Origin of the sequence: Pseudomonas borbori (assembly GCF_900115555.1) — a bacterium.
Lineage (GTDB): Bacteria > Pseudomonadota > Gammaproteobacteria > Pseudomonadales > Pseudomonadaceae > Aquipseudomonas > Aquipseudomonas borbori.
In genome coordinates this window covers 102,061-124,226 of the sequence record NZ_FOWX01000002.1, presented here as the reverse complement: position 1 = coordinate 124,226, position 22,166 = coordinate 102,061, and the positions used below count along the sequence as shown (strand labels likewise).

The window sequence follows — 22,166 nt, the reverse complement described above, 5'->3', positions numbered from 1 at the left end:
CGCGGCGCACCCTACAACGTCGCTGCCAGTGCCTTGGGTATTGGCACCGGGAATTCCAGCAACTGTTGAGCGAAGGCCTTGCCCTGCGGGTCGATACGCAGGCTGGCGACGCCGCCACCGCCCAAGGCGTTTTCCAGCAAAAAATTCAAACTGTGGCTGCCCGGCAGGTACCAGCGACTGACCTTGCCGGTCTGCGGGTCGAGGCAGTGCCGCATCCATTCGGCCACCGCCTCTTCGCTCAGCGCAGCGGCGATCCAGGCCAAATATTCGGGCTTTCTGGCCATGACGCCGATATTGCTGTGGTTGCCCTTGTCGCCGGAACGGGCCACGGCCAGTTCGATCAGCGGCACCACTGCGTCGGCTTGCCCCTCGACGCCCGGCACGGGCAGGTCGGCCGTGACCTGGCTCGGCTCGAAGGCATCGAGTGTCGGCAGGCTTACCGGGCTGCGCTGGCCGTGCAGTTCCACTTCCAGTCTGCAATGACTTTTATCGGCGAGGAACGAGAACAGGCGAATCACCGGGTACACCGTCGGCCGACCGCCGATGATGCCGGTCAGGCCCGGCGCCATGCCGGTGGCGGCCTGGGCGATCTCGCGGGAGAACAACACCAAGGCTTCTTTCTTCGCATGACGCACGGCGATCTTGATCACCACTTCGCGGGTATCGGCGCGCAGGCCATGGGGACCGTAGGTCGCCTCGGCGCCGAGTAGCTCGATGTTCACTTCTGTATAGGGCCCCCAGCCACGCTCGGCGAACAGCTCCTCGGTCTTGCCGATGATCGCCTGGCTGGCCCGCTGTGCCTTCTTGTGCGCGTCGATACCGGCCATCAGGCAACTGGCGGTGCAACGAAAACCATCGGGGTAGGTGGCGCTGACCTTGTACTGCGCGGTGGGCGGCAGGCCGCGGGCACCGGTCAAGGAGACGCGGTTGGCGCCGACCTGGCGCAGCTCGACCCGGGTGAAGTCGCAGACCACATCGGGCAGAAGATAGGCCCGTGGATCGCCGATCTCGTAGAGCATCTGCTCGCCGACGGTAAAGGGCGTGACCAAGCCGCCGGAGCCCTCCGGCTTGCTCACCACGAAGGCGCCGTCGGCGGCGACTTCCACCACCGGGAAGCCGATATGTTCGTAGTCCGGCACGCTGTCCCAGTCGGTGAAGTTGCCGCCGGTGCACTGCGCGCCGCATTCGATGATATGCCCGGCCAGGGCGGCCTGGGCCAAGCGGTCGTAATCGCTCCAGGCCCAGGCGAACTCGTGCACCAGGGCGGCGCTGACCACTGCGCTGTCGACCACCCGCCCGGTGATCACGATATCCGCGCCGAGCTTCAGGGCTTCGACTATTCCCGGCGCGCCCAGGTAGGCGTTCACCGAGACGCAGAATGGCGGCAGGGCGGCGCCGCTGAACATCTCCACCGCGCCGGCCTTGGCCAATTCGCCGAGCTGGGGTTGCAGGTTGTCGCCGTGCAGTACGGCGATCTTCAATTGCACACCGGCCTGTTCGCAGGCCGCCGCCAAAGCCGCGGCGCAGGCACTGGGGTTGACCCCGCCGGCGTTGCTGATCACGCGGATGTTCTTCTGCGCGATGTCCGCTAGCAGCGGAGCGAGGGTTTCCACGAAGTCGCTGGCATAGCCGGCGTCGGGTTGCTTCAGCCGCGCCCCGGCCATGATCGACATGGTTATTTCGGCCAGGTAGTCGAACACCAGGTAATCCAGCTTGGTGCCGCGCACCAGTTGAGCGGCGGCGGTGCCGGTATCGCCCCAGAAGGCGCAAGCGCAGCCGATGCGTACGGTTTTGCTCATTTAGAAAGTCCGTTGCGCTGGATTGAGTGGCTAAAGACTACCAAGCAAGCGCTTGGTTTTAAAGTCGTCGGGAGAATATTTCCTGCGGGGGGCATGCCCGAGCGCTTGCTTGGTTGGCCTGTGCGGCATAAATTTCACAATAACCACAAACACTTGGGCAAAATTGCCGGGCGTCGGTGGGTAATCGCTGGCTTGCGCGTCGAGTTCGAGCAAAAAGAGAGTTGGAGATTGAACGTGGATGATCAACAAGCCCAGGCGGTAATGCGCGAACTGGTGGCCAGTGGACAGGTGACCGACCCGGATAGCGCCCGCGGCAAACTGCTGCAAACCGCGGCGCACCTGTTTCGCAGCAAGGGCTACGAGCGCACCACGGTGCGCGACCTGGCCAGCGCGGTGGGCATTCAGTCGGGCAGTATCTTTCACCACTTCAAGAGCAAGGACGAGATCCTGCGCTCGGTGATGGAGGAGACCATCCGTTACAACACCGCCTTGATGCAGGCTTCCCTGGCCGAGGCGAGCAGCTTGCGCGAACGGGTGCTGGCACTGATCCGCTGCGAGCTGCAATCGATCATGGGCGGCACCGGCGAGGCCATGGCGGTACTGGTCTACGAATGGCGTTCACTGTCGCAGCCCAGCCAGCAATTTATCCTCGGCTTGCGCGACACTTATGAGCAGCTGTGGCTGGACGTGCTGAGCGAGGCCAGGGCGGCGGGGTATTTCAAGGCCGATCCATTCATCCTGCGACGTTTCCTCACCGGGGCCTTGAGCTGGACCAACACCTGGTTCCGCCCCGAAGGGCCGATGAACCTGGATCAACTGGCCGAAGAGGCGCTTTCGCTGGTGCTCAAGGATATTTGAGCGTTCAATACCCATTCATGGCCTTTTGGCAGTACTGCCGCGGTTAGGGATTGCCCGCCCAGCCAACACAAGGAGCCGCCTTGCGGTCAGGTGTCGCTTTCGAGGTGGGTGATTTGCGCGCGCTATTCAGGGGACTGCTGATTACGCTGGGTCTGTCGATTGCTCTGCCGGCGATGGCGGCTGAGCAGGTGCGGGTCGGCGCCTATCATTTCCCTCCCTATGCGGTTAAACCGGAAAGCGCCGCGCCCGGGGGCGTGCTGCCGGAGTTGCTGGCGGCCCTGAATGCCTTGCAGAGCGACTATCGCTTCACTCTGGTGCCGACCTCGGTGACCCGCCGTTACCGTGACCTGGAGAGTGGCCGTTTCGATCTGATCCTGTTCGAGTCGCCAGGGTGGGGTTGGCAGAATACGGCGCATACCGCGCTGGAACTGCATATCGAAGATGCCGAAGTCTATGTCGCGCTCGTCGAGCCGGGACGCGACCAGGACTATTTCGACCAACTCGAGGGCAAGCGCCTGGCGCTATACAGTGGTTATCACTACGGCTTCGCCGGTTTCAATGCAGATCAGCAATTTCTCCGGGAAAAATTTGCCGCGGTGCTGACCTATTCGCATGACAGCAACCTGCTGATGCTGATGCGCCATCGGGCGGATATCGCCGTGATCACCCGCTCCTATCTGCAGGGCTACCAGAGGCGTCATCCCGAGCGCAGCAAGGCTTTGCTGGTTTCGCAGCGGGTCGATCAGTATTACCAGCATCATGCGCTGTTCCGTAGGCAATCCCCGCTGACGCCAGAGGTCTTCGCCGCATTGCTGCTGGCGCTGAACCGTGATGGGCGGTTGGATGCCTTGCTCCAGCGTTATCACCTGGTGGTGCCGAGTGACTGAAATCGCTCTGTTCGGTCAGCTTTCCCTGGGCTAGGCTGTTTTCCAGGCGCAAATGATGGATGTCGGGGGAGCCTATGTCACAGTTGTTGGGCAGGGGGATCAGGGGTTGTGCTCTGTTCGTGGCGATGCTGGCTGCGGGGCCGCTCGCCGCCCAGCAAGTGGTGCATGTCGGGGGCGCGTTTTTCCCGCCTTATGTGGTCAAGGCGGAGCAGTCGCAACATGCCGGCCTGCTGCCAAACCTGCTCGATGCGCTTAACCGGGCGCAGAGCGATTTCCGTTTTATCGTGCGGCCTACTTCGATTCCCCGGCGTTTTCGCGATCTCGAGCAGGGGCGGATTGACATGTCGATGTTCGAAAATCCGGCCTGGGGTTGGCAAGAGATCGCACACAGCGTGGTCGACATGGGGCTGGAAGATGCCGAAGTGTTCGTCGCGCGGGCCGAGCCGGGGCGCGGACAGGGTTATTTCAAGCGGCTCAGGGGCAAGCGTCTGGCGCTGTTCAATGGCTACCATTATGGTTTCGCCGACTTCAATGCCGAGCCGCAATTCCTCGCCAGGAACTTCGATGCGACCCTGTCCTACTCCCACGACAGCAACCTGCTCATGGTGCTGCATGGGCGGGCAGATATCGCCCTGGCCACGCGTTCCTATGTCAGCGATTTTCTCGAGCGTCACCGGCAATACGCCGGGCAGTTGCTGATTTCAGAGCGGGTTGACCAGCGCTACCGGCATCAGGTGCTGCTGCGTCCCGCGGCGCCGATCAGTGCGGCGCAACTTGGCCGGCTGTTCGAGCAGTTGCGCCGCAATGGCCAACTGGCTGCGATCTTCGCGCCGTATCGGATCGAGGTCAGGTCAGGCGCAGCGGATAGCTCAGTAACAGCAGGTGCATCAGATTGACCGCGCCGTGCAGGGCGACGGCCAGGCTCAGGCGGCCACTGTAATGAAAAATCAGGCCGTAACCCAGGCCGGCTATACCTGCGACCACGGCAAATAGTGGACTGAAGGGCGCATGCACGGCGCCGAACAGCAGGGCGGTCAGCAGCACCCCCGGCCAGATCCCCAACCAGCCGATCAGGCGCGTCTGCAGCAGGCCACGAAACAGCAGCTCTTCGGCCAGGGCCGCCACGCCCAGGTTGACCGCCAGCCACAGCCACAATTCCTCCGGCCATTTCGGCTGCCAGCCGACCAGACCCAGAGCCAAGGCCAGCAGGGGTATGCCGGCCAAGGTCAGCAACGCCACCGCCCAGGCCCGTTGCGCTCGAGCGGCGCGCGGGCGGGACTGGCCCAGCCACCAGGCCAGCAAGGTCAAGCCGACCAGCAGCTTGTCCCATGACAGGCGCACGGCGTACGCCGCCGCATCGCTGCTGATCTGCCGTGGCGGCGACAACGGCCAGGGCGCGAACCCCGGTACCAGGTGGGCGGCGAGGGCAAGACTGGCGAGCAGGCCGAGGCTCCACCACAGGCGTGCGGGCAGTGCCTGGTCGGCACCAAGGATGAGGGCAATGTAGAGCAGGCCGGCAGCCAGCCCGACAGCCTGGATGAAGCCCAGGCCAACGCCCAGCCCCAGGCCGAGAATAGGCAGTAAAAGACGCAGATGTAACGGCACGACAGCTCCTCGTAAGGGGCGGCAGTTTAGCGGTGAAGCGCCGTGCGGGGTTACTGGAAATAGCGCCCGAGCAAGTGCGGGTCGTCGAAGTGGGCGCGGCCGATAAAGGCCGTGGCATGCCGACCCCACTGGCGCATGGCGCCTGGGGACACGACGCCGGATGGCCACAGCAGCCAGCGTTCCAGGCGCTCGCTGCCGGGCACCAGGCCATCGCTGGCGTACAGGCTGCGTCGGCCTTGCGGGTGGGGCAGCCCGCGTAGCTGGTCGAGCGCCACGCGTTGATAGCTCAGCGCCGGATAGGCCGAGCGGCGGGCATCGACCCAGTGCAGGCGATGCTCGCCGGTGCTCAACCACAGGGTCGGCGGTGTATCGCCAGCGAACGCCAGGCGCTGGCTCAGGCGCGCTTCTTCATCGACGTTCTGGCGCACTTGCAGCGGCGAGTCGGCCGGCAGGTAAAAACTGTGCCAGCAGCCACAGGGGTGGATGCTGTCGTAGAGCAGGGCCTTGCCCTGGCGGTCGAGGGTGACGCGCCAGAGCAAACCGTCCAGCTCGCCGCCATACAGATCCAGGGCATGGGGCTTGGGCCGCTGGCTGAACCAGAGCTGGTAGATCAGCTGCAGGTGCCAGCGGCCGTTCAATTGGCTCCAGCTGCTGTGCTGGTAGAGGCGCGTGTGCAGCGAATTGAAATCCCGGCCGCCGTCAGGCCGGTAGTACGGGCTGCCGATGCGGTCGCTGCGGCCGGCTTGGGCAATCTTCAGCCAGGGAGCGTGGCGGGCGAACAGCGCATCGAGTTGCTCTGGATCCGCTTGCGGCAGGCCCAGGCCATCTTCAGCCAGGCTCAGCGGCAGCGGCTGCGCTTGCTGCGCAATCGGCCGGTAGCTCAACCAGTGTGCGCCGTCCGCGGGTGCAGTGGCCGCGGCGGCGGCCTGCTGCCAGGCGGCGATGCCCTGGCGCAGGATCGGCTTGAACAGCGGGTAGAGGCCCAGGATGCGTGCCCAATCGCGATAGTCGTCGGGCACCTGCGCGGCCTCGACTGCGTGGGCAAACGCCTCGGGATCGCTGCTCAGGCGTTCGACCTGGCGGGTGCGGCAGGCGCCAAGCGCCGCTTGCCGGGTCGGGCTGTTCCAGTCACGGCGCTGGCGGGTGGGCAGTTGGGCGATTTCGATCCGGCTGGCTTCGGCGTCGCGCTCGGCCAGGTAGCGCAGCCACTGGCGGCGTTGCTGCGGGCTGTAGGCGCTGGGGCCAAGGGCAGCGAGGACTCTATCGCTGCGCAGGCCGATAAAGCCGGGCAGGCGATGGTACTGCGCATCCCGATGGGCCCGGATGACCGCCGGCAATTGGCCGAACAGCGCCGCACAGTCGTCAGTCGGTGCCGACTGCCAATACGCACAGCCCGTCAACAGCCCGGCCAGCAGGCTAACGCTGGCGAGAGTCCTTGGCGTCTTGGGCTTCCATCTCGATTTTACGTTCACGGATCCTCTGCAGTTGTTCTTCGTCCAGGGGCAGGGGTTTGGCGGTGCGCAACAGCACCAGCAAGCCGCCGACGATGGAGCCCAGAACGAGGAGAATCAGTAGCCAGGCATACCAGGGCATGGGCAGCTCCTTGAGGGGCGCAGTGGAGTCCTCACCTTAGCGCGCCTGGCCGGGGTTGTCAGGTGGCAGAGCATGGCGAAGGCCCGCTGATCCTCAACGCTGCCTGACTTTGAAGCGGCTCAGTGCCTGTTGCATGGCGGCTGCGCGTTCGGACAGTTGCCCGGCGGCCTGCGCGCATTCCTGGGAGCTGATGTTGTTCTGCTGGGTGACATCATCGATCTGCTCCAGGCCGGTACTCGCCTGTCCCAGCCCCGCGGCCTGTTCGCCGGAAGCCTGGGAGATCAGAGAAACCAGGTTGGAGACTTCCTCGGTGGCGCTGACGATGCCCTTGAGCGATTGCGCGGTGCGGCTGGCGATGACCATGCCGCGCTGGGTCTTGATCGATGAGTCGGCGATCAGGGACGAGGTTTTCTGTGCCGCTTCGGCACTGCGCGCCGCAAGGCTGCGCACCTCGTCGGCGACCACGGCGAAACCACGTCCCAGCTCCCCGGCACGTGCCGCCTCGATCGCGGCGTTGAGCGCGAGCAGGTTGGTTTGTGCGGCGATGTTGTCAATGGTGGCGATGATGCCGGTGATGTCCTGGCTCGCGTTGTCGATCTCGCTCATGGCGGTGATCAGCTCGTCCATCAATTGGTTGCTTTGCCCGGCGTCTTCGCGCGAGGCCCGGGATTGCGCATCGGCCTTGTGGGCGTTGTCGGCGTTCTCGTTGGTCTGCGCGGCCATCTGGGTCATCACCGCGCTGATTTCGGTGATCGAAGACGCCGAGTTGGCCGCGCCCTGGGACAGCGAATGGCTGAGCTCGGAGACCTGCAGCGAGCTGGCGGTGATGTGGGTCGCACCGCTCTGCACTTCAGTGATCAGCTCATTGAGGTTGTTGACCATCTGCTGCAGCGCCTTGCCGAGCTGGTCGCGCTCCGAAGACAGGGTCACCTCCAGGTCGAGGTCGCCGGTGGAGATCCGCTCGGCCACGCGAACCTGGCGTTGCAGACTGTCGGACATATCGTTCAAGGCCTGCGCCAGTTCGCCCACTTCATCGCTGGACTGGTGTTTGAGATGTTGGGAGAAATCGCCAAGGCGAATGTTCTGTGCCAGGGCGGCCGCGTTACGGATCGGCGCGGCCAGCTTGCCGGCTACATACCAGAGCACGGCCAATGCCAGGAGGAAGATGCTGGCACCGACCAGGATCTGCCAGATGCCGTTCATCTGGCTGCGCGACTTGAGCTCGCTGTCGAGGGCGATGGCTTGACTCATGACCACGGCCTTGGGCACGCGGATCAGGATGGCCCAGGGTTTGCCCGTGCGACCGAGCGGGATCGGCATCAGCACTTCGAGGTTCTGGGTGGCCTCGTTCAGGTGGGCCTCGCCCTGGCCTCGCTGAATGTCGTCGAGGGTCTGTTCCCAGGTATCCGGTAGCAGGTTCTTCAGGCTTTGACCGATCAGCTCGGTGCGCTGGCTGTCTGCAACCACCAGGCCCAGGTTGCTCAGGATGGAAACCGAGCCCTGGCCCTCGTACAGCTCGCTCGCCATCTGTTCGCTGAGTTTCTGGATGAACGTCAGGTCGTAATCGGCGCCGACAACGCCATGGAAGGTGCCGTCGACCACGATGGGTACCGACAGCGTCGCCAGCCATACCGACTGGCCTTGCACTTTATAGGGGATGGGGTCGAGCACGCTTTCCCTGAGCGTATCGCGCGGGCCGGTGTACCAGCCGCCCTTGGGCACACCGTTGGGGTGACGTTCCTGGCTGTCGTATTCGACCAGTGGCTGAACCGCGATATTGCCGTTGCTGCCGCGGGTCCAGTAGGGGGTAAAGCGTCCGGTGGTGCCGTTATTGCCCTCCAGGCCGGTGCGATGGATCGCATCTTCGCCATCGAGCGCGTCGGGTTCCCAGCAGGAGTAGGTGCCGTTGAAGTCGGGGTTGTCGCGCAGTACGCCGAGCAGGATCGCATTGATTTGCTCGCGCCCCAGTTCCAGCGGGCTGTCGTAGGGTATGGCCGCGGCAAAGGTGTTGGCCATGGTGCGTGCGGCATCGAGGGCGCTCTGCAGCTTGGCCTGGATGACTGTCGCCCTGGACTGCGCGAGGTTCTGCACCTCGCGCACTGTCGCGTCCTCGATCAGTGTCGAAATTTCTTGCTTGACGAAAGTGGCAGTCGCGTAGGAGGAGTAGAGACCATAGAGCACCAGCGAGGCGGAGGACAGCAGCAGGCACAGGCCGGCCGTAGAGCAAATGCGTGTTTGCAGCGAACGAAAAGCCATGGTGCAGCTACCTCGGGTGTCTTTGGAGATTGATGTTCAGTACTTCCCCGGTGGGTGGCGGTGCTGGCATGACCAGGTGACTGTCTGATCCGGGGCGCGCCAACCCACAGAGCAGCGGATTTCCGGACGCCTCCAGGTCAAAAATTGTCTCCAAGGATAACCATATGAGTCGGGGCGCTATATGCCGCTTTATGTCTGACTGGGTAGTGCTTTGGAACAAGGGCTGCCAGCCCGCAGAGGCGCCTGCTAGCGCTGTTTCGGTGCCCCCGGCCGGTGCTGGGACGAGCCGCTGATGAGGCTGTTGGGGTTATCAGGCCGTTGAAAAACTACCTGCGTTGGCAATACTGCGTTAAAAACGGCCTCGGAATGCTCATTTACAGCCAGTAAACTCCGCTTCCTCGGCCGTTTTTGCCTTGTCTTGCCTGCCTCGCCTACGTTTTTCAACGGCCTGTTATTGCTGGGTCGCGTGGCAAATGTCACAAGACGGCAACCTGACGCTGATTGAATGGCGGCTTTCCATCTGCCGCGAGCCTCTGCCAATGACCACCACCAGCGCTCTGGCGCGCCTGCTCAAACCGGTCCTGCCGCTGGCGCCGGAGATGAGCATCGCAGATGTCGCGGATCGCTTGTTGACCCCAGAACACAAGGCCTTCCTCTCCCTGCCGATCGTCGATGCGGCCGGCTATCCACTGGGGCTGGTCAGTCGCAGCGCCTTGCAGGACATCTTCATGCAGCGCTTCGGCCGCGATCTGCGTGGCCGCCATCCGGTGCACGAGGTGATGAACCCGGCGCCCTTGATCGTCAGTCTGGACACCAGTCTGGAACAGGCGGCCAAGCAGATCACCGGACAGTTGCAATACCCGATCACCGAAGACTTCATCCTGATCGATGCGCAGGGCCAGTACCGCGGCCTGGGCACCGTGCTCGATCTGCTCAAGGCCATGGAGGCGCGCATCGCCCAGCGCAATGCGGTGCTGCGCAGGGCCCTGGTCGACCTCAAGGAGTCCCAGGTGCAACTGGTGCAGTCGGAAAAGATGGCCTCGCTCGGGCAGATGGTTGCCGGCGTCGCCCACGAGCTGAACACCCCCCTGGGCTACGTGAAGAACAACGTACAGCTGTTGCGTGAGCTGAGCGCGCCGCTGTTCGAACTGGCCGAGGCCCAGGCCGCCCTGGCCGATTGCCTGGCCGACCCGGACTGCGCCGAAGCGCGCCTGGCCATGGCCCTGGACAACGCGGCCAAGGCCCGCGAGCAGGCCGCGCCGGAGCTGCTGGTCGAGGATCTCACGCAACTGTTCGACGACACCCTCTATGGCCTGCAGCAGATCGCCGAACTGGTGGTCGGGCTCAAGGACTTCGCCCGCCTGGATCGCGCCATGAGCGAGGAGGTGGATCTGAACGACTGCATTCGCAGCGCCCTGGTGATCGCCCGCAACAGCATCAAGGACAAGGCCGAGGCCATTCTGCAGCTCGGCGAATTGCCGCGCATTCCCTGCGCGCCGTCGCAGATCAATCAGGTACTGCTCAACCTGCTGACCAACGCCGCCCAGGCCATCGAGGGCTTTGGCCAGATCCGGGTGAAGACCTGGGCCGAAGACGCGGCGGTGTTCATCTCGGTACAGGACAGCGGCCGCGGCATGCAGGCGGCGGTGCTGGCGCGGATTTTCGACCCCTTCTTCACCACCAAACCGGTCGGCCAGGGTACCGGCCTGGGCCTGTCGATCAGCTTCAAGATCATCCAGGATCATGGCGGCCTGATCCGCGTGGCTTCCGAACCGGGACGCGGTACGCGCTTCCTGATCCGCCTGCCGCGCCCCCAGGCCGCCGCACTGCAACGGAGCGCCTGACATGACAGCAGCACCGATCCGCATCCTGTTCGTCGACGATGAAGAGCGCATCCTGCGCAGCCTGGCCCTGCAGTTCCGCCGCCAATACGAGGTGCTCACCGAGAGCGATCCGCGCCGCGCCCTGCAGCGCCTGCAAAGTGAGACGGTGCATATCCTGGTCAGTGACCAGCGCATGCCGCAGATGAGCGGCGCCGAACTGCTGGCCCAGGCCCGCGAGATCGCCCCGGACACCCTGCGCATCCTGCTCACCGGCTATTCCGATCTGGATGCGGCGGTGGCGGCGCTGAACAGTGGCGGTATCTTCCGCTACCTGACCAAACCCTGGGACCCGCAGGAAATGGCCTTCACCCTGCGCCAGGCTGCGGAGATCGCCGCGCGCCAGGCGCAGGCGGTGGTGTTACCGAGCGCCAGCCTGCTGGCCGCACCGCTCACTGTGCTGCTGCTCGACGAGGACCCGCAAACCCTGGCCGTGGTCGGCGATTTCTGCATGGCCGGCGGCCATCGCCTGGCGCGCGTGAGCAACCAGGCTGAGGCGCTGGGCGTGCTCAATGGGCAGTCGGTGGATCTGCTGGTCAGCGACCTGAAACTGGCCGGTGAGGAGGTCGCGCCCTTGCTGAAAACCCTGGCCCAGGCGCATCCGCGCTTGCTGACCCTGGTGGTGACGCCGTTCTGCGACACCCAGGCGCTGCTCAAGCTGATCAACGAGGCGCAGATTTTCCGCTACCTGCCCAAGCCGATCCGCCGTGGCCTGTTCGAAAAAGGCCTGCAGGCCGCCGCCGAGCAGGCCTTGCTGTGGCGTGCCCAGCCGGCACAGGTGGTCACGCGCCTGGCGCAGGTGCCGCGCGAGGAGCGCGAACGCGAGAAGGTGGGGAGCTTGATGGGCATGCTCGGACGTTTGCGCGAGCGTTTGACGGCGTAGAAGGTTGGCATAGGGTGCGCGGGGCCGCCCAGGCCGTGCGCACCAATGGCAACCGGGTGCCTGGTGCGCGCAGCGCACCCTACGAGCCGCAGAAATGGTTGAGACAGCAGGTTAACGTCTTACCTGCTTCAGCGTCTCGGCGATCAGGAAGGCCAGTTCCAGCGACTGGTCGGCGTTCATCCGCGGGTCGCAGTGGGTGTGGTAGCGGTCCGACAGGCCGTCCTCGGTGATCGGTCGGGCGCCGCCGATGCATTCGGTGACGTTCTGCCCGGTCATCTCGATATGGATGCCGCCGGCGTAGCTGCCCTCGGCCTGGTGCACGGCGAAGAACTGCTTCACTTCGGCGAGGATCTGCGCGAAGTCGCGGGTCTTGTAGCCGCTGCTGGCCTTGATGGTGTTGCCGTGCATGGGGTCGGAACTCCACAGCACCTGCCTGCCTTCACCCTGCACCTTGCGCACCAGGCGCGGCATATGGGCTTCGACCTTGTCCGCGCCCATGCGCACGATCAGGTTGAGCCGGCCCGGGTCGTTGTCCGGGTTGAGGATGTCGATCAGGCGGATCAGTTCGTCCGGGTCCATGCTCGGGCCGACCTTGACCCCGATCGGGTTGCCGACGCCGCGCAGGAATTCGACATGGGCGCCATCCAGCTGGCGGGTGCGGTCGCCGATCCAGAGCATGTGCGCCGAGCAGGCGTAGTCGCCGCCGGTGAGGCTGTCGCGACGGACGAAGGCTTCTTCGTAGTTGAGCAGCAGCGCTTCATGGGCGGTGAAAAAGCTGGTTTCGCGCAGTTGCGGCGAAGCGTCCATGCCGCAGGCGCGCATGAACGCCAGGGTCTCGTCGATGCGGTCGGCCAGGTGGCTGTACTTCTCGGCCAGGGCCGAGTTGGCGATGAAGTCGAGGTTCCACTGGTGCACCTGGTGCAGGTCGGCGAAGCCGCCCTGGGCGAAGGCGCGCAGCAGGTTCAGCGAAGCGGTGGACTGGTGGTAGGCCTGCAGCAGGCGCTCCGGGTCCGGTACCCGGCTCGTGGCGTCGAAACCTATGCCGTTGACGATATCGCCGCGATAGGCCGGCAGGGTGACCCCGCCGATGGTCTCGTCATTGGCCGAGCGCGGTTTGGCGAACTGGCCGGCCATGCGCCCGACTTTCACCACCGGACAGCCGGCGGCGAAGGTCATGACGATGGCCATCTGCAGCAGCACCTTGAAGGTGTCGCGGATCTTCGCCGCGCTGAATTCGGCAAAGCTCTCGGCGCAGTCGCCGCCCTGCAGCAGGAAGGCACGGCCCTGGGTCACCTCGCTGAACTGGCGGCGCAGCTCGCGGGTTTCGCCGGCAAATACCAGCGGCGGGTAACCGGCCAGGATCTGCTCGACCTTGGCCAGGTGGGCGGCGTCGGGGTAGTGCGGTTGCTGCTGGATCGGCTTGCTTCTCCAGCTTTCGGGACTCCAGGCTTGCGACATGATGATTCTCGGCTTCAGGCGGTTTATTAGGCAGACAGGCATGGTAACCGATCAGCCTGCGCCTTCAAGCCGATAGCCGTGATAGAGGCGCTGCATGACGACAGCGAAGAGGGCCAGGACCTGCCTCAGGCACTGGCCAACTGCGCCGCGATGAATTATCGCGTGACCCGGTGTGGCTGCTTCACTGACAATTGTTATCTTTACCCTGGTGCGACTGGTCGGGGCTGTCAGGCTGGAGAGCGATGCATGCCAGGTTTACCCCCGGTGGAAGATATGAAAGAAGAGGTCCTGCTCGCCGAAGTGCAGGACGCGTTCGGCGTGATCCGGGTGATCGAGATCGGCGAGTACCGCTTTCTCGAATTCGGCGACTCGATCGAGCAGAGCTGCGTGTTCACCGCCGACCCGAGCTGGCTGGAGTACGACTACACCCGCGCCATGCTGCTCGGTGCTCTGTGTCATGTCGCGCCGGAGAGCGCGCTGTTTCTCGGCCTGGGTGCCGGCAACCTGACCCAGGCCTGCCTCAGGTTCCTGGCGTTGGACGATGTCGAAACCATCGAGCTGCGCCCCGAGGTGCCGCGCCTGGCCATGCAGTACCTCGGTCTGGAGGACGACCCGCGCCTGACCATCCGCATCGGCGATGCCCTCGAGCTGCTGGAAACCGCGGAAAGCGCCGACCTGATCTTCGTCGACCTCTACACCGACCATGGTCCCGGCGTCGGCCACCTGGCCTGGCGTTTCCTGGAGAACTGCCAGAAGCAGCTCAACCCGGGTGGCTGGCTGATCATCAACCAGTGGGCCGGCAACGACGGCAAGCCGCTCGGTGCGCCGCTGCTGCGCGGGCTCTACCATCGGCATTACTGGGAGTGTCCGGTGAAAGAGGGCAATGTCATTCTGCTGGTGCCGGCCGATCTCGAGCAGCAGCTCGAGCTGGGCGATCTGCAGGCCAGGGCGGCAGCCCTGGCGCCGCAGCTGGGCTACTCCCTACAGCCGCTGATCGAGGCGCTGCGCCCGGCCAGTTGACTGTACTCAGCGGCCCTTGAAGTCGCCGGGGCGGCGTTCGAGCATGGCGCGCACGCCTTCCCGGGCGTCTTCGCTGGCCAGCAGGCGGGCCAGGGTCGGGTGCAGATTGGCCGTCGCCGCGGCTTCGCCTTCGCCCACGGCCTGGCGCGCCGAGGCCAGGGTGGCCCGCACGCCGAGCGGTGCCTGGGCGGCGATCCGTTCGGCCAGTTTGAGCGCACGGGGCAGCAGCTCTTCGCTGGCCAGTACTTCCTGCACCAGGCCCAGACGGTAGGCTTCATGGGCGTCGAACTCATCGCCGGTGAGCAGCCAGCGCATGGCATTGCCCCAGCCGGCGCTCTGGTGCATGCGCAGGGTGGCGCCGCCGAACGGAAAGATACCGCGCTGCACTTCCATCTGGGCGAAGCGGGTGTTGCTGGCGCACAGGTTGATGTCCGAGGCGAGCATCAGTTCGATGCCAAGGGTGAAGCAATAACCCTGGGCCGCCACTATCACCGGCTTGCTCACCCGTGGGCCGCCGAACACCCCCAGGGGGTCGCAGCCACCGGCGGGGACCTGCCAGCCGGCGGCAAAGCTGGCGGACACACTGGCCAGGTCCAGCCCGGCGGTGAAGTGCTCGCCATGGGCGAATACCAGGGCCACGCGCGCCTCGCCGTCGCGCTCGAATTCGCCATAGGCCAGGCACAGGTCATTGAGCATGTCCAGGTCGACGGCATTGCGCTTGGCCGGTCGATCCAGGCCGATCAGCATGATCCGGCCGCGTTGTTCGCGGCTGACGCGACCGCTGGTGCTTTGAGTCATGGCAGAAATCCTTGCACGGAGAATGTCGTGCAACAGGGTATAGCAGGGCAGTTGCAAAGCGCACATGACGGGGCGTATTGGCGGCGGCCAAACGCCTATTAATGCGGCGCCGGGATCTCGTTGGCCGGTATAGGATCCTGCGTCCCGAGCGGCGAATGACCTGCGGCGGGCGACCGTTTGGCGGTGCAGTTGTTTTAATTGTGGGAAAACCAGCACAACTGCCAGCTTTTCCGGTATAGTGCGCGCCGGTCAATTCATGGCCACGTTCAGGTTACACAACTCGCCCGGAGGTCACCTCCGGCAGTCAGTCTGCGTAGCGGACTATCCTTGACGATTCATTTACAACCACGTTTTCGCAAATCCCCGCCGACACGGCTGCCAGGGTGACTCTCAGAGTCTTACACGGCATGCGCAGCTTTGGAGCATGGGTCTTTGCGGATGCACTAGAGGCAGACCCATGACCCAAGTACTCGGCGGCTTCGCCGCACTCGATCTTCATCCCAATATCCTCGCCGCAGTGATCGCGACTGGCTACGAAGAGCCTTCGGCAATTCAGCTGCAGTCCATCCCGGTGATTCTCGCCGGCCACGACATGATCGGTCAGGCGCAGACCGGCACCGGTAAAACCGCTGCCTTCGCCCTGCCGATCCTCAGTCGCATCGATCCGGCCAAGCGCCAGCCGCAGGCGCTGATTCTCGCACCGACCCGCGAGCTGGCCCTGCAGGTCGCGACCGCCTTCGAAACCTACGCCAAGCAAATGCCCGGCGTGAACGTGATCGCCGTTTACGGCGGTGCGCCCATGGGCCCGCAACTGAAAGCCATCCGCAATGGTGCGCAGATTGTGGTCGCCACCCCGGGTCGTCTGGTCGATCACCTGCGTCGCGACGAGAAGGTATTGTCCACCGTCCAGCACCTGGTGCTCGATGAGGCGGACGAAATGCTCAAGCTGGGCTTCATGGATGACCTGGAAGTGATCTTCAAGGCCATGCCGGAAACCCGCCAGACCGTATTGTTCTCGGCCACCTTGCCGCATTCGATCCGCGCCATCGCCGAAAAGCACCTGCGTGAGCCGAAGCACGTCAAGATCGAAACCAAAACCCAGACCGTGACCGCCATCGAACAGGCGCACTTGCTGGTCCACGCCGACCAGAAGCACGCCGCGGTATTGCGTCTGCTGGAAGTCGAGGAGTTCGATGCGCTGATCGCCTTCGTGCGTACCAAGCAAGCCACTCTGGATCTGGCCGCCGTGCTCGAGGCGCGGGGTTACAAGGCCGCCGCCCTGAACGGCGACATCGCCCAGAACCAGCGCGAGCGGGTGATCGACTCGCTCAAGGATGGCCGCCTGGACATCGTCGTCGCCACCGACGTCGCCGCCCGTGGTCTGGACGTGCCGCGCATCACCCACGTGATGAACGTCGACATGCCCTACGATCCGGAATCCTACGTGCACCGTATCGGTCGTACCGGTCGTGCCGGGCGTACCGGTCGTGCGCTGTTGCTGGTGACCCCGCGCGAGCGTCGCATGCTGCAGGTGATCGAGCGGGTTACCGGGCAGAAAGTCAGCGAAGTACGCCTGCCTGACGCCCAGCAAGTGCTGGACGCGCGGATCAAGAAGCTGACCTCGAGTCTGGCACCGCTGGTAGCCGACGCCGAAGCCAGCCATGGCGAACTGCTCGACCGTCTGACCGCGCAAATCGGCTGCAGCCCGCGTGCCCTGGCCGCCGCGCTGCTGCGCAAGGCCACCAACGGTCAGGCCCTGACCCTGGCCGAAGTCGAGCGCGAGCAGCCGCTGGTGCCGAGCAGTGCGCCGCGTGAGCGCAGCGAGCGTTCGGACCGTGGCGACAGCCGTGAGCGTCGTGCGCCGGTGCCGTTGGCCGAAGGTCGTGCCCGTTGCCGTACCGCGCTGGGTGCGCGTGACGGTATTGCGGCGAAGAACCTGCTGGGCGCGATCCTCAATGAGGGCGGCCTGGTCCGTGAAGCCATCGGCCGCATCCAGGTGCGCGAGAGCTTCAGCCTGGTCGAGCTGCCGGAAGACGGTCTGGAGCGTTTGCTCAGCAAGCTGAAAGACACCCGCGTCGGCGGCAAGCCGCTCAAGCTGCGTCGTTATCGCGAAGATTGATTCGCGTTAAGCGTTAAACAAGAAGCCCCGCATTGGTGAGATGCGGGGCTTTTTTGTTGCTTATAGGTTGTCGCTCGATTGCAGGGTTGCGATTCAGCTGAAGCTGTAGATATCCATGCCCAATGCGCCGAGGGTGAAGCCGCTGTGCTCGACTCTGAAGCGGCCACCGGCGCCACGGGCGAAGAACAGCGGCAGGAGATGTTCGTCGCTGGGGTGGTTGCGTGCGGCTGCCGGAGCCCGCTGGCGATAGTCGTGCAGGGCCGCCTCGTCGTCCTCGGCGAGCTTGGCGACCATCCAGTCGCGGAAGTCCTGTGCCCAGGGCTCGATCACCTCGGGGCCGGCGTGCCAGTCGAGTTCGCCGAGGTTGTGGGTGATGCTGCCGGAGCCGATCAGCAGCACGCCCTGCTGGCGCAGGCCGGCCAGGGCGCGACCGATGCGGGTCTGTAATTCAGGACCCTGGCGGCTGGGTAGCGAGAGCTGCACGAGCGGGATGTCGGCGGCCGGGTACATCAGCGACAACGGTACCCAGGCGCCGTGATCGAAGGGGCGTGTGGGGTCGAGCTGGGCGGGGAAGCCGGCAGCACCGAGCAGTTGCACGATATCCGCGGCGAACTGCGGATGGCCGGGCGCCGGGTATTGCAGCTGATACAGCTGCGGGGGGAAGCCGCCAAAGTCATGCCAGGTTTCCGGTTGGGCGGCGCTGGTGACGCGCAACGTGGTGCTTTCCCAGTGGGCGGAGACTACCAGGATGGCCCTTGGTCTGGGCCGCGCCGCGGCCAGGCGGGCCAGGGCCGGACCGCTGGCGCCGGGCTCCAGGGCGAGCATGGGCGAGCCGTGGGAGATAAAGAGTGAAGGCAGCATGGGCTAGGTTCCTGCAGTAGGATGCTGCTATCTTCGCGGCTGGTATTATCGAATTCCAGTATAAATTCTTGAGCTATTTGATCGGATTTCTTGGGGGTAAGAGTGGACGAGGCATTCTGGCAGGCGCGCTGGGCACGCGATCAGATCGGTTTTCATCTGGATCGGGTCAACCCTTATTTGCAGCGCCACTGCTCGGCGCTAGAGCTGCAGCCGGGCGCGCGGGTGCTGGTGCCGCTGTGCGGCAAGAGTCTGGATCTGGCCTGGCTGGCGGGGCAGGGCTATCGGGTGCTGGGCGTCGAGCTGGCGCAGAAGGCGGTCGAGGAATTCTTCGCGGAACATGGCCTGAACGCCGAGATCAGCCAGGAGGGCGCGTTCAAGGTCTATCGCGCCGGCGCGCTGGAACTCTGGTGCGGAGATTTCTTTGCCCTGACGGCAGAGCAGCTCGGCGATTGCCAGGGCCTCTACGATAGAGCGGCATTGATCGCCTTGCCGGCCGCGATGCGCAAGCGTTATGTGGCCCATCTGCAGGCCATTCTGCCAGCGGGCTGCCGGGGCCTGCTAATTACCCTCGACTATGCGCAGGCGCAGATGGACGGCCCGCCCTTCGCCGTGAGCGATGCCGAAGTGCATGAGTTGTTCGGCGCGCTCTGGCAGATCGAGACGCTGGAGCGGCTGGATGTGCTGCAGGGCAACTGGAAATTCATCAAGCACAACCTGCAAGCGCTGGATGAGGTGGTGTATCGGCTGGTCAGGCGCTGAGGCGGGCGCGGGCTGAGTGTGGTCGCGGCTGCAATAATGCAATGAAAAAGGGCGACCCGAGGGCCGCCCTTTTTCATGGTTGCTGGTTTAGCGCAGCTGGCGCAGGGCTTCGATACGGTCTTCCAGCGGCGGGTGGGTCATCAGCAGGCCGGCGAGGCCGTGCTTCAGGCCGCCGTTGATGCCGAAGGCGGTGAGGCTGTCGGGCATGTTCACCGGCACCCCCTGTTCGGCGCGCAGGCGCTGCAGGGCGGCGATCATGGCGCCGGTGCCGGCCAGGCGCGCGCCGGCTTCGTCGGCCTTGAACTCGCGTTTGCGCGAGAACCACATGACGATGATGCTGGCCAGGATGCCCAGTACCAGCTCGGCGAAGATGGTCGCGACGAAGTAACCGATGCCATGGCTGCCTTCGTTTTTCAGGATGGCCTTGTCGACGAAGTTGCCGAAGATCCGCGCAAAGAACATCACGAAGGTGTTCACCACGCCCTGGATCAGCGCCAGGGTAACCATGTCGCCGTTGGCCACGTGGCCGATTTCGTGGGCCAGGACGGCTTTCACCTCGTCCGGCGAGAAGCGCTCCAGCAAGCCCTGGCTAACGGCCACCAGGGCATCGTTCTTGTTCCAGCCGGTGGCGAAGGCATTGGATTCGTAGGCGGGAAAAATCCCCACTTCCGGCATCTTGATACCGGCGTTGCGCGACAGCTCTTCGACGGTCTGCAGCAGCCACTGCTCGTGGCGGGTGCGTGGCTGGGTGATGATCTCGGTGCCGGTACTCATCTTCGCCATCCACTTGGACAGCAGCAGCGAAATCAGCGAGCCGGCAAAGCCGAATACCGCGCAGAAGATCAGCAGGCTGCTGTAGTTCTGGCCGGTATAGCGGTCTACCCCCAGTAGCTTGAGAGTGATACTGGCGATGATCAACACCGCCAGGTTGGTAGCCAGGAACAGCAAAATGCGCATCATGGTGTGAAACGACTCCTCACGGGATAAGACTTGCTTTATATGCCGGCTATATAAGGGCGCGCCCCCCGGCTCTTCAACCGGGGGACTATTTCAAACTGTGTCGCCTGTGACGCTCAGGCTGCTTTCGAAGAGTAAACGGGTGAGGCGGGCGAGGCGTTCGCCGTGGGTTTGGCTCAGCGCTTCGCGCAGTTGAAAGGCCAGGGTGGCGTGCACCCGGCGCACGCTGGGGGGCAGCGTTGCGCCTTCGCGCAGGGCATGGGGCACGCTGCGGCTCAGGCGCAGAAAGCCTTTTTCGCTGAGCACCGCCTGATCCAGGGCGTCGTAGGCGATGGTCGAGTCGAAGCGCAGGTAGCCTTCCTCGGCCAGCCACAGCAGTGCGCCCAGGCAGCTTTCATGGCGTTTGCTCGGTAGACCGAATTCATCCGGTTCCTCGCGGCCGATCAGGTCTTCGACATAGAGCGCCATCTTGCGCGGGAAAACCTGATAGAGCTGCAGCATGCCAGCTGCCGCATCCTTGTAGAAATCGTCGATTTGTAGGTCCATGGGCTTACTGGCTGTAGCCCTTGAGGAAGCTGCCGATCCGCCCGATGGCCTGTTCCAGATCGTCGACCCGCGGCAGGGTGACCACCCGGAAGTGATCCGGCCAGGGCCAGTTGAAGGCCGTGCCCTGGACGATCAGCAGCTTCTCGGAGAGCAGCAGGTCGAGGACGAATTTCTCGTCGTTGTGGATCGGGCAGACCTTGGGGTCGATTTTCGGGAAGGCATAGAGCGCGCCCATCGGCTTGACGCAGCTGACCCCGGGAATGTCGTTGAGCAGCTCCCAGGTGCGGTTGCGCTGCTCCAGCAGGCGGCCGTTGGGCAGCACCAGGTCGTTGATGCTCTGGTAGCCGCCCAGCGCGGTCTGGATCGCGTGCTGGCTCGGCACGTTGGCGCACAGGCGCATGTTGGCGAGGATGTCGATGCCCTCGATATAGCTCTGCGCGCGGTGTTTCGGCCCGGAGATGGCCACCCAGCCGGAACGGAAACCGGCCACCCGGTAGGACTTGGACAGGCCGTTGAAGGTCAGGCAGAGCACGTCCGGCGCCAGGGAGGCGGTGGCGATGTGCTGGGCCTCGTCGTAGAGGATTTTGTCGTAGATCTCGTCGGAGAACAGCACCAGGTTGTGCTGACGCGCCAGTTCTACGATGTCTTCCAGCACTTCTTTGGAGTAGACCGCGCCGGTCGGGTTGTTCGGGTTGATCAGCACCAGCGCCTTGGTGTTGGGGGTGATCTTGGCGCGCATGTCGGCCACGTCGGGGAACCAGCCGGCCTGTTCGTCGCACAGGTAATGCACCGGCTTGCCGCCGGACAGGGCCACGGCGGCGGTCCATAGCGGGTAATCGGGGGCCGGGATCAGCACCTCGTCGCCGTTGTTGAGCAGCGCCTGCATGGCCATGACGATCAGCTCGGACACGCCGTTGCCCAGGTAGATGTCCTCGATGCCGACGCCTTCCACCTGCTTCTGCTGGTAGTACTGCATCACCGCCTTGCGTGCACTGAACAGCCCCTTGGAGTCGCTGTAGCCCTGGGCGGTCGGCAGGTTGCGGATCACGTCCTGAAGGATTTCTTCCGGGGCTTCGAAACCGAACGACGCCGGGTTGCCGATGTTCAGCTTGAGGATGCGATGACCTTCCTCTTCCAGGCGCTTGGCGTGCTTGAGCACGGGCCCGCGAATGTCGTAGCAGACATTGGCCAGCTTGTTCGATTTGCTGAACTGCATGTAAGTGATCCCGAGTGGAGAAACGTCGTTGAATTACCGTGTAAAAGACTCGATCAGGCGAGCCTTGGCAGCGTGTAACGCGGCTGCCAGACTGAGGTCGAATGATACGTTGCAGCCCGACCTTGGCAAAGGTACTGGTCGGGCTTTTTTCACAGCCTTTCAGTTACGGAGACCTGCCTGTGGACAAGCTCGAGAAACCCCTGGAAGCCTGGCGCGAAGAACTGTCGGAGACCCAGTTCCATGTCTGCCGGCTGGGTGGCACGGAGCGCGCCTTTTCCGGCGAATACCATGACAGCAAGACGCCGGGCATCTATCACTGTGCCTGTTGCGGTACGGCACTGTTCGACTCGCACGCCAAGTTCGACTCCGGCAGCGGCTGGCCCAGCTACTTCCAGCCGCTGAGCAAGGACGCGATTACCAGCCTGGATGACTTCAGCCACGGCATGCACCGCATCGAGGTGAAATGTGGTAAATGCGATGCCCACCTGGGCCACGTCTTTCCCGACGGGCCGGCGCCGACCGGTTTGCGCTACTGCATCAATTCGGTGGCGCTGAAGCTGGTGCCCCGCGAGGCATGACGCCGGTTGCTAGCCTGTCGTGGATCGGCGAACTTAGATACCGTCTCGTCTCTCATCGGGCAAGACGGTATCTGCGATAGTGCTGTGGCTCGT

The 22,166-nt window shown here is 64.2% G+C and carries 20 protein-coding genes; 9 read left to right on the top strand and 11 right to left on the bottom strand.

Features of this window, described 5'->3' with window-relative positions:
* Positions 1 to 11: 11 nt before the first annotated feature.
* Positions 12 to 1,799 (bottom strand): acyclic terpene utilization AtuA family protein, encoded by a 1,788-nt coding sequence (locus BM315_RS01895; RefSeq protein WP_090497234.1) that lies wholly within the window; start codon positions 1,797 to 1,799, stop codon positions 12 to 14.
* A 234-nt stretch (positions 1,800 to 2,033) separates the two neighbouring features.
* Here BM315_RS01895 and BM315_RS01890 point away from each other — a divergent pair, with 234 nt between their 5' ends.
* The 3 genes from BM315_RS01890 to BM315_RS01880 all read left to right on the top strand — a co-directional run bounded on the left by BM315_RS01890 (position 2,034) and on the right by BM315_RS01880 (position 4,440).
* Positions 2,034 to 2,657: a TetR/AcrR family transcriptional regulator gene (locus tag BM315_RS01890; protein ID WP_090497232.1), complete on the top strand. Its 624-nt coding sequence runs from the start codon at positions 2,034 to 2,036 to the stop codon at positions 2,655 to 2,657.
* A gap of 173 nt (positions 2,658 to 2,830) precedes the next feature.
* Positions 2,831 to 3,544: a substrate-binding periplasmic protein gene (locus tag BM315_RS01885; protein WP_090497486.1), complete on the top strand. Its 714-nt coding sequence runs from the start codon at positions 2,831 to 2,833 to the stop codon at positions 3,542 to 3,544.
* A gap of 74 nt (positions 3,545 to 3,618) precedes the next feature.
* On the top strand, positions 3,619 to 4,440 hold the full coding sequence (locus BM315_RS01880) for a substrate-binding periplasmic protein (RefSeq protein WP_090497230.1): 822 nt from the start codon (positions 3,619 to 3,621) through the stop codon (positions 4,438 to 4,440).
* Here BM315_RS01880 and BM315_RS01875 read toward each other — a convergent pair.
* From BM315_RS01875 to BM315_RS01860, 4 genes are all read right to left on the bottom strand, one after another.
* Positions 4,391 to 5,149, bottom strand: coding sequence for a CPBP family intramembrane glutamic endopeptidase (locus BM315_RS01875; RefSeq protein ID WP_090497228.1), 759 nt, complete (start codon positions 5,147 to 5,149; stop codon positions 4,391 to 4,393). The two genes, BM315_RS01880 and BM315_RS01875, sit on opposite strands and share 50 nt — an antisense overlap.
* A 50-nt stretch (positions 5,150 to 5,199) precedes the next feature.
* Positions 5,200 to 6,549, bottom strand: a complete 1,350-nt coding sequence (locus BM315_RS01870) for a hypothetical protein (RefSeq protein ID WP_090497226.1) — start codon at positions 6,547 to 6,549, stop codon at positions 5,200 to 5,202.
* Positions 6,550 to 6,565: 16 nt separating this feature from the next.
* Positions 6,566 to 6,742, bottom strand: a complete 177-nt coding sequence (locus BM315_RS01865; protein WP_090497224.1) for a DUF2897 family protein — start codon at positions 6,740 to 6,742, stop codon at positions 6,566 to 6,568.
* A gap of 93 nt (positions 6,743 to 6,835) precedes the next feature.
* Entirely contained in the window at positions 6,836 to 8,998 is a 2,163-nt protein-coding gene (locus tag BM315_RS01860; RefSeq protein WP_090497222.1) for a methyl-accepting chemotaxis protein, read from the bottom strand.
* Between the two features lie 539 nt (positions 8,999 to 9,537).
* On the opposite strand from BM315_RS01860, the gene BM315_RS01850 reads away from it, so the two are divergent.
* The gene (locus BM315_RS01850) at positions 9,538 to 10,842 is read left to right on the top strand and encodes an ATP-binding protein (RefSeq protein ID WP_090497218.1); all 1,305 of its coding nucleotides are present in this window, start codon (positions 9,538 to 9,540) and stop codon (positions 10,840 to 10,842) included.
* Position 10,843: 1 nt separating this feature from the next.
* Positions 10,844 to 11,761, top strand: coding sequence for a response regulator (locus BM315_RS01845; protein WP_090497216.1), 918 nt, complete (start codon positions 10,844 to 10,846; stop codon positions 11,759 to 11,761).
* Positions 11,762 to 11,872: 111 nt separating this feature from the next.
* On the opposite strand, the gene BM315_RS01840 is transcribed toward BM315_RS01845, so the two are convergent.
* Positions 11,873 to 13,219, bottom strand: coding sequence for a class II 3-deoxy-7-phosphoheptulonate synthase (locus tag BM315_RS01840; RefSeq protein ID WP_090497213.1), 1,347 nt, complete (start codon positions 13,217 to 13,219; stop codon positions 11,873 to 11,875).
* 246 nt (positions 13,220 to 13,465) lie between these two features.
* On the opposite strand from BM315_RS01840, the gene BM315_RS01835 reads away from it, so the two are divergent.
* Positions 13,466 to 14,239 carry a spermidine synthase gene (locus tag BM315_RS01835; RefSeq protein WP_425287760.1) on the top strand — a complete coding sequence of 258 codons (774 nt, stop codon included), beginning with the start codon at positions 13,466 to 13,468 and terminating at the stop codon, positions 14,237 to 14,239.
* A gap of 6 nt (positions 14,240 to 14,245) precedes the next feature.
* On the opposite strand, the gene BM315_RS01830 is transcribed toward BM315_RS01835, so the two are convergent.
* Entirely contained in the window at positions 14,246 to 15,037 is a 792-nt protein-coding gene (locus BM315_RS01830) for a crotonase/enoyl-CoA hydratase family protein (protein ID WP_090497211.1), read from the bottom strand.
* 457 nt (positions 15,038 to 15,494) lie between these two features.
* Here BM315_RS01830 and BM315_RS01825 point away from each other — a divergent pair, with 457 nt between their 5' ends.
* Positions 15,495 to 17,156, top strand: coding sequence for a DEAD/DEAH box helicase (locus BM315_RS01825; RefSeq protein WP_090497209.1), 1,662 nt, complete (start codon positions 15,495 to 15,497; stop codon positions 17,154 to 17,156).
* A 93-nt stretch (positions 17,157 to 17,249) separates the two neighbouring features.
* Here the strand turns inward: BM315_RS01825 and BM315_RS01820 are convergent, their stop codons facing one another.
* Positions 17,250 to 18,017 (bottom strand): DODA-type extradiol aromatic ring-opening family dioxygenase, encoded by a 768-nt coding sequence (locus BM315_RS01820; RefSeq protein WP_090497208.1) that lies wholly within the window; start codon positions 18,015 to 18,017, stop codon positions 17,250 to 17,252.
* 102 nt (positions 18,018 to 18,119) lie between these two features.
* Here BM315_RS01820 and BM315_RS01815 point away from each other — a divergent pair, with 102 nt between their 5' ends.
* Entirely contained in the window at positions 18,120 to 18,776 is a 657-nt protein-coding gene (locus BM315_RS01815) for a thiopurine S-methyltransferase (RefSeq protein ID WP_090497206.1), read from the top strand.
* Between the two features lie 87 nt (positions 18,777 to 18,863).
* Here BM315_RS01815 and htpX read toward each other — a convergent pair whose 3' ends face one another.
* The 3 genes from htpX to BM315_RS01800 form a co-directional block, all read right to left on the bottom strand.
* Positions 18,864 to 19,736, bottom strand: coding sequence for a protease HtpX (htpX, locus tag BM315_RS01810; RefSeq protein ID WP_090497204.1), 873 nt, complete (start codon positions 19,734 to 19,736; stop codon positions 18,864 to 18,866).
* Positions 19,737 to 19,826: 90 nt separating this feature from the next.
* Positions 19,827 to 20,279 carry a hypothetical protein gene (locus tag BM315_RS01805; protein WP_090497203.1) on the bottom strand — a complete coding sequence of 151 codons (453 nt, stop codon included), beginning with the start codon at positions 20,277 to 20,279 and terminating at the stop codon, positions 19,827 to 19,829.
* Positions 20,280 to 20,283: 4 nt separating this feature from the next.
* Positions 20,284 to 21,495, bottom strand: coding sequence for a pyridoxal phosphate-dependent aminotransferase (locus BM315_RS01800; protein WP_090497201.1), 1,212 nt, complete (start codon positions 21,493 to 21,495; stop codon positions 20,284 to 20,286).
* A 179-nt stretch (positions 21,496 to 21,674) separates the two neighbouring features.
* Here BM315_RS01800 and msrB point away from each other — a divergent pair, with 179 nt between their 5' ends.
* Complete coding sequence (msrB, locus tag BM315_RS01795) at positions 21,675 to 22,073, top strand: peptide-methionine (R)-S-oxide reductase MsrB (protein WP_090497199.1); 399 nt, start codon at positions 21,675 to 21,677, stop codon at positions 22,071 to 22,073.
* Positions 22,074 to 22,166 lie beyond the last annotated feature (93 nt).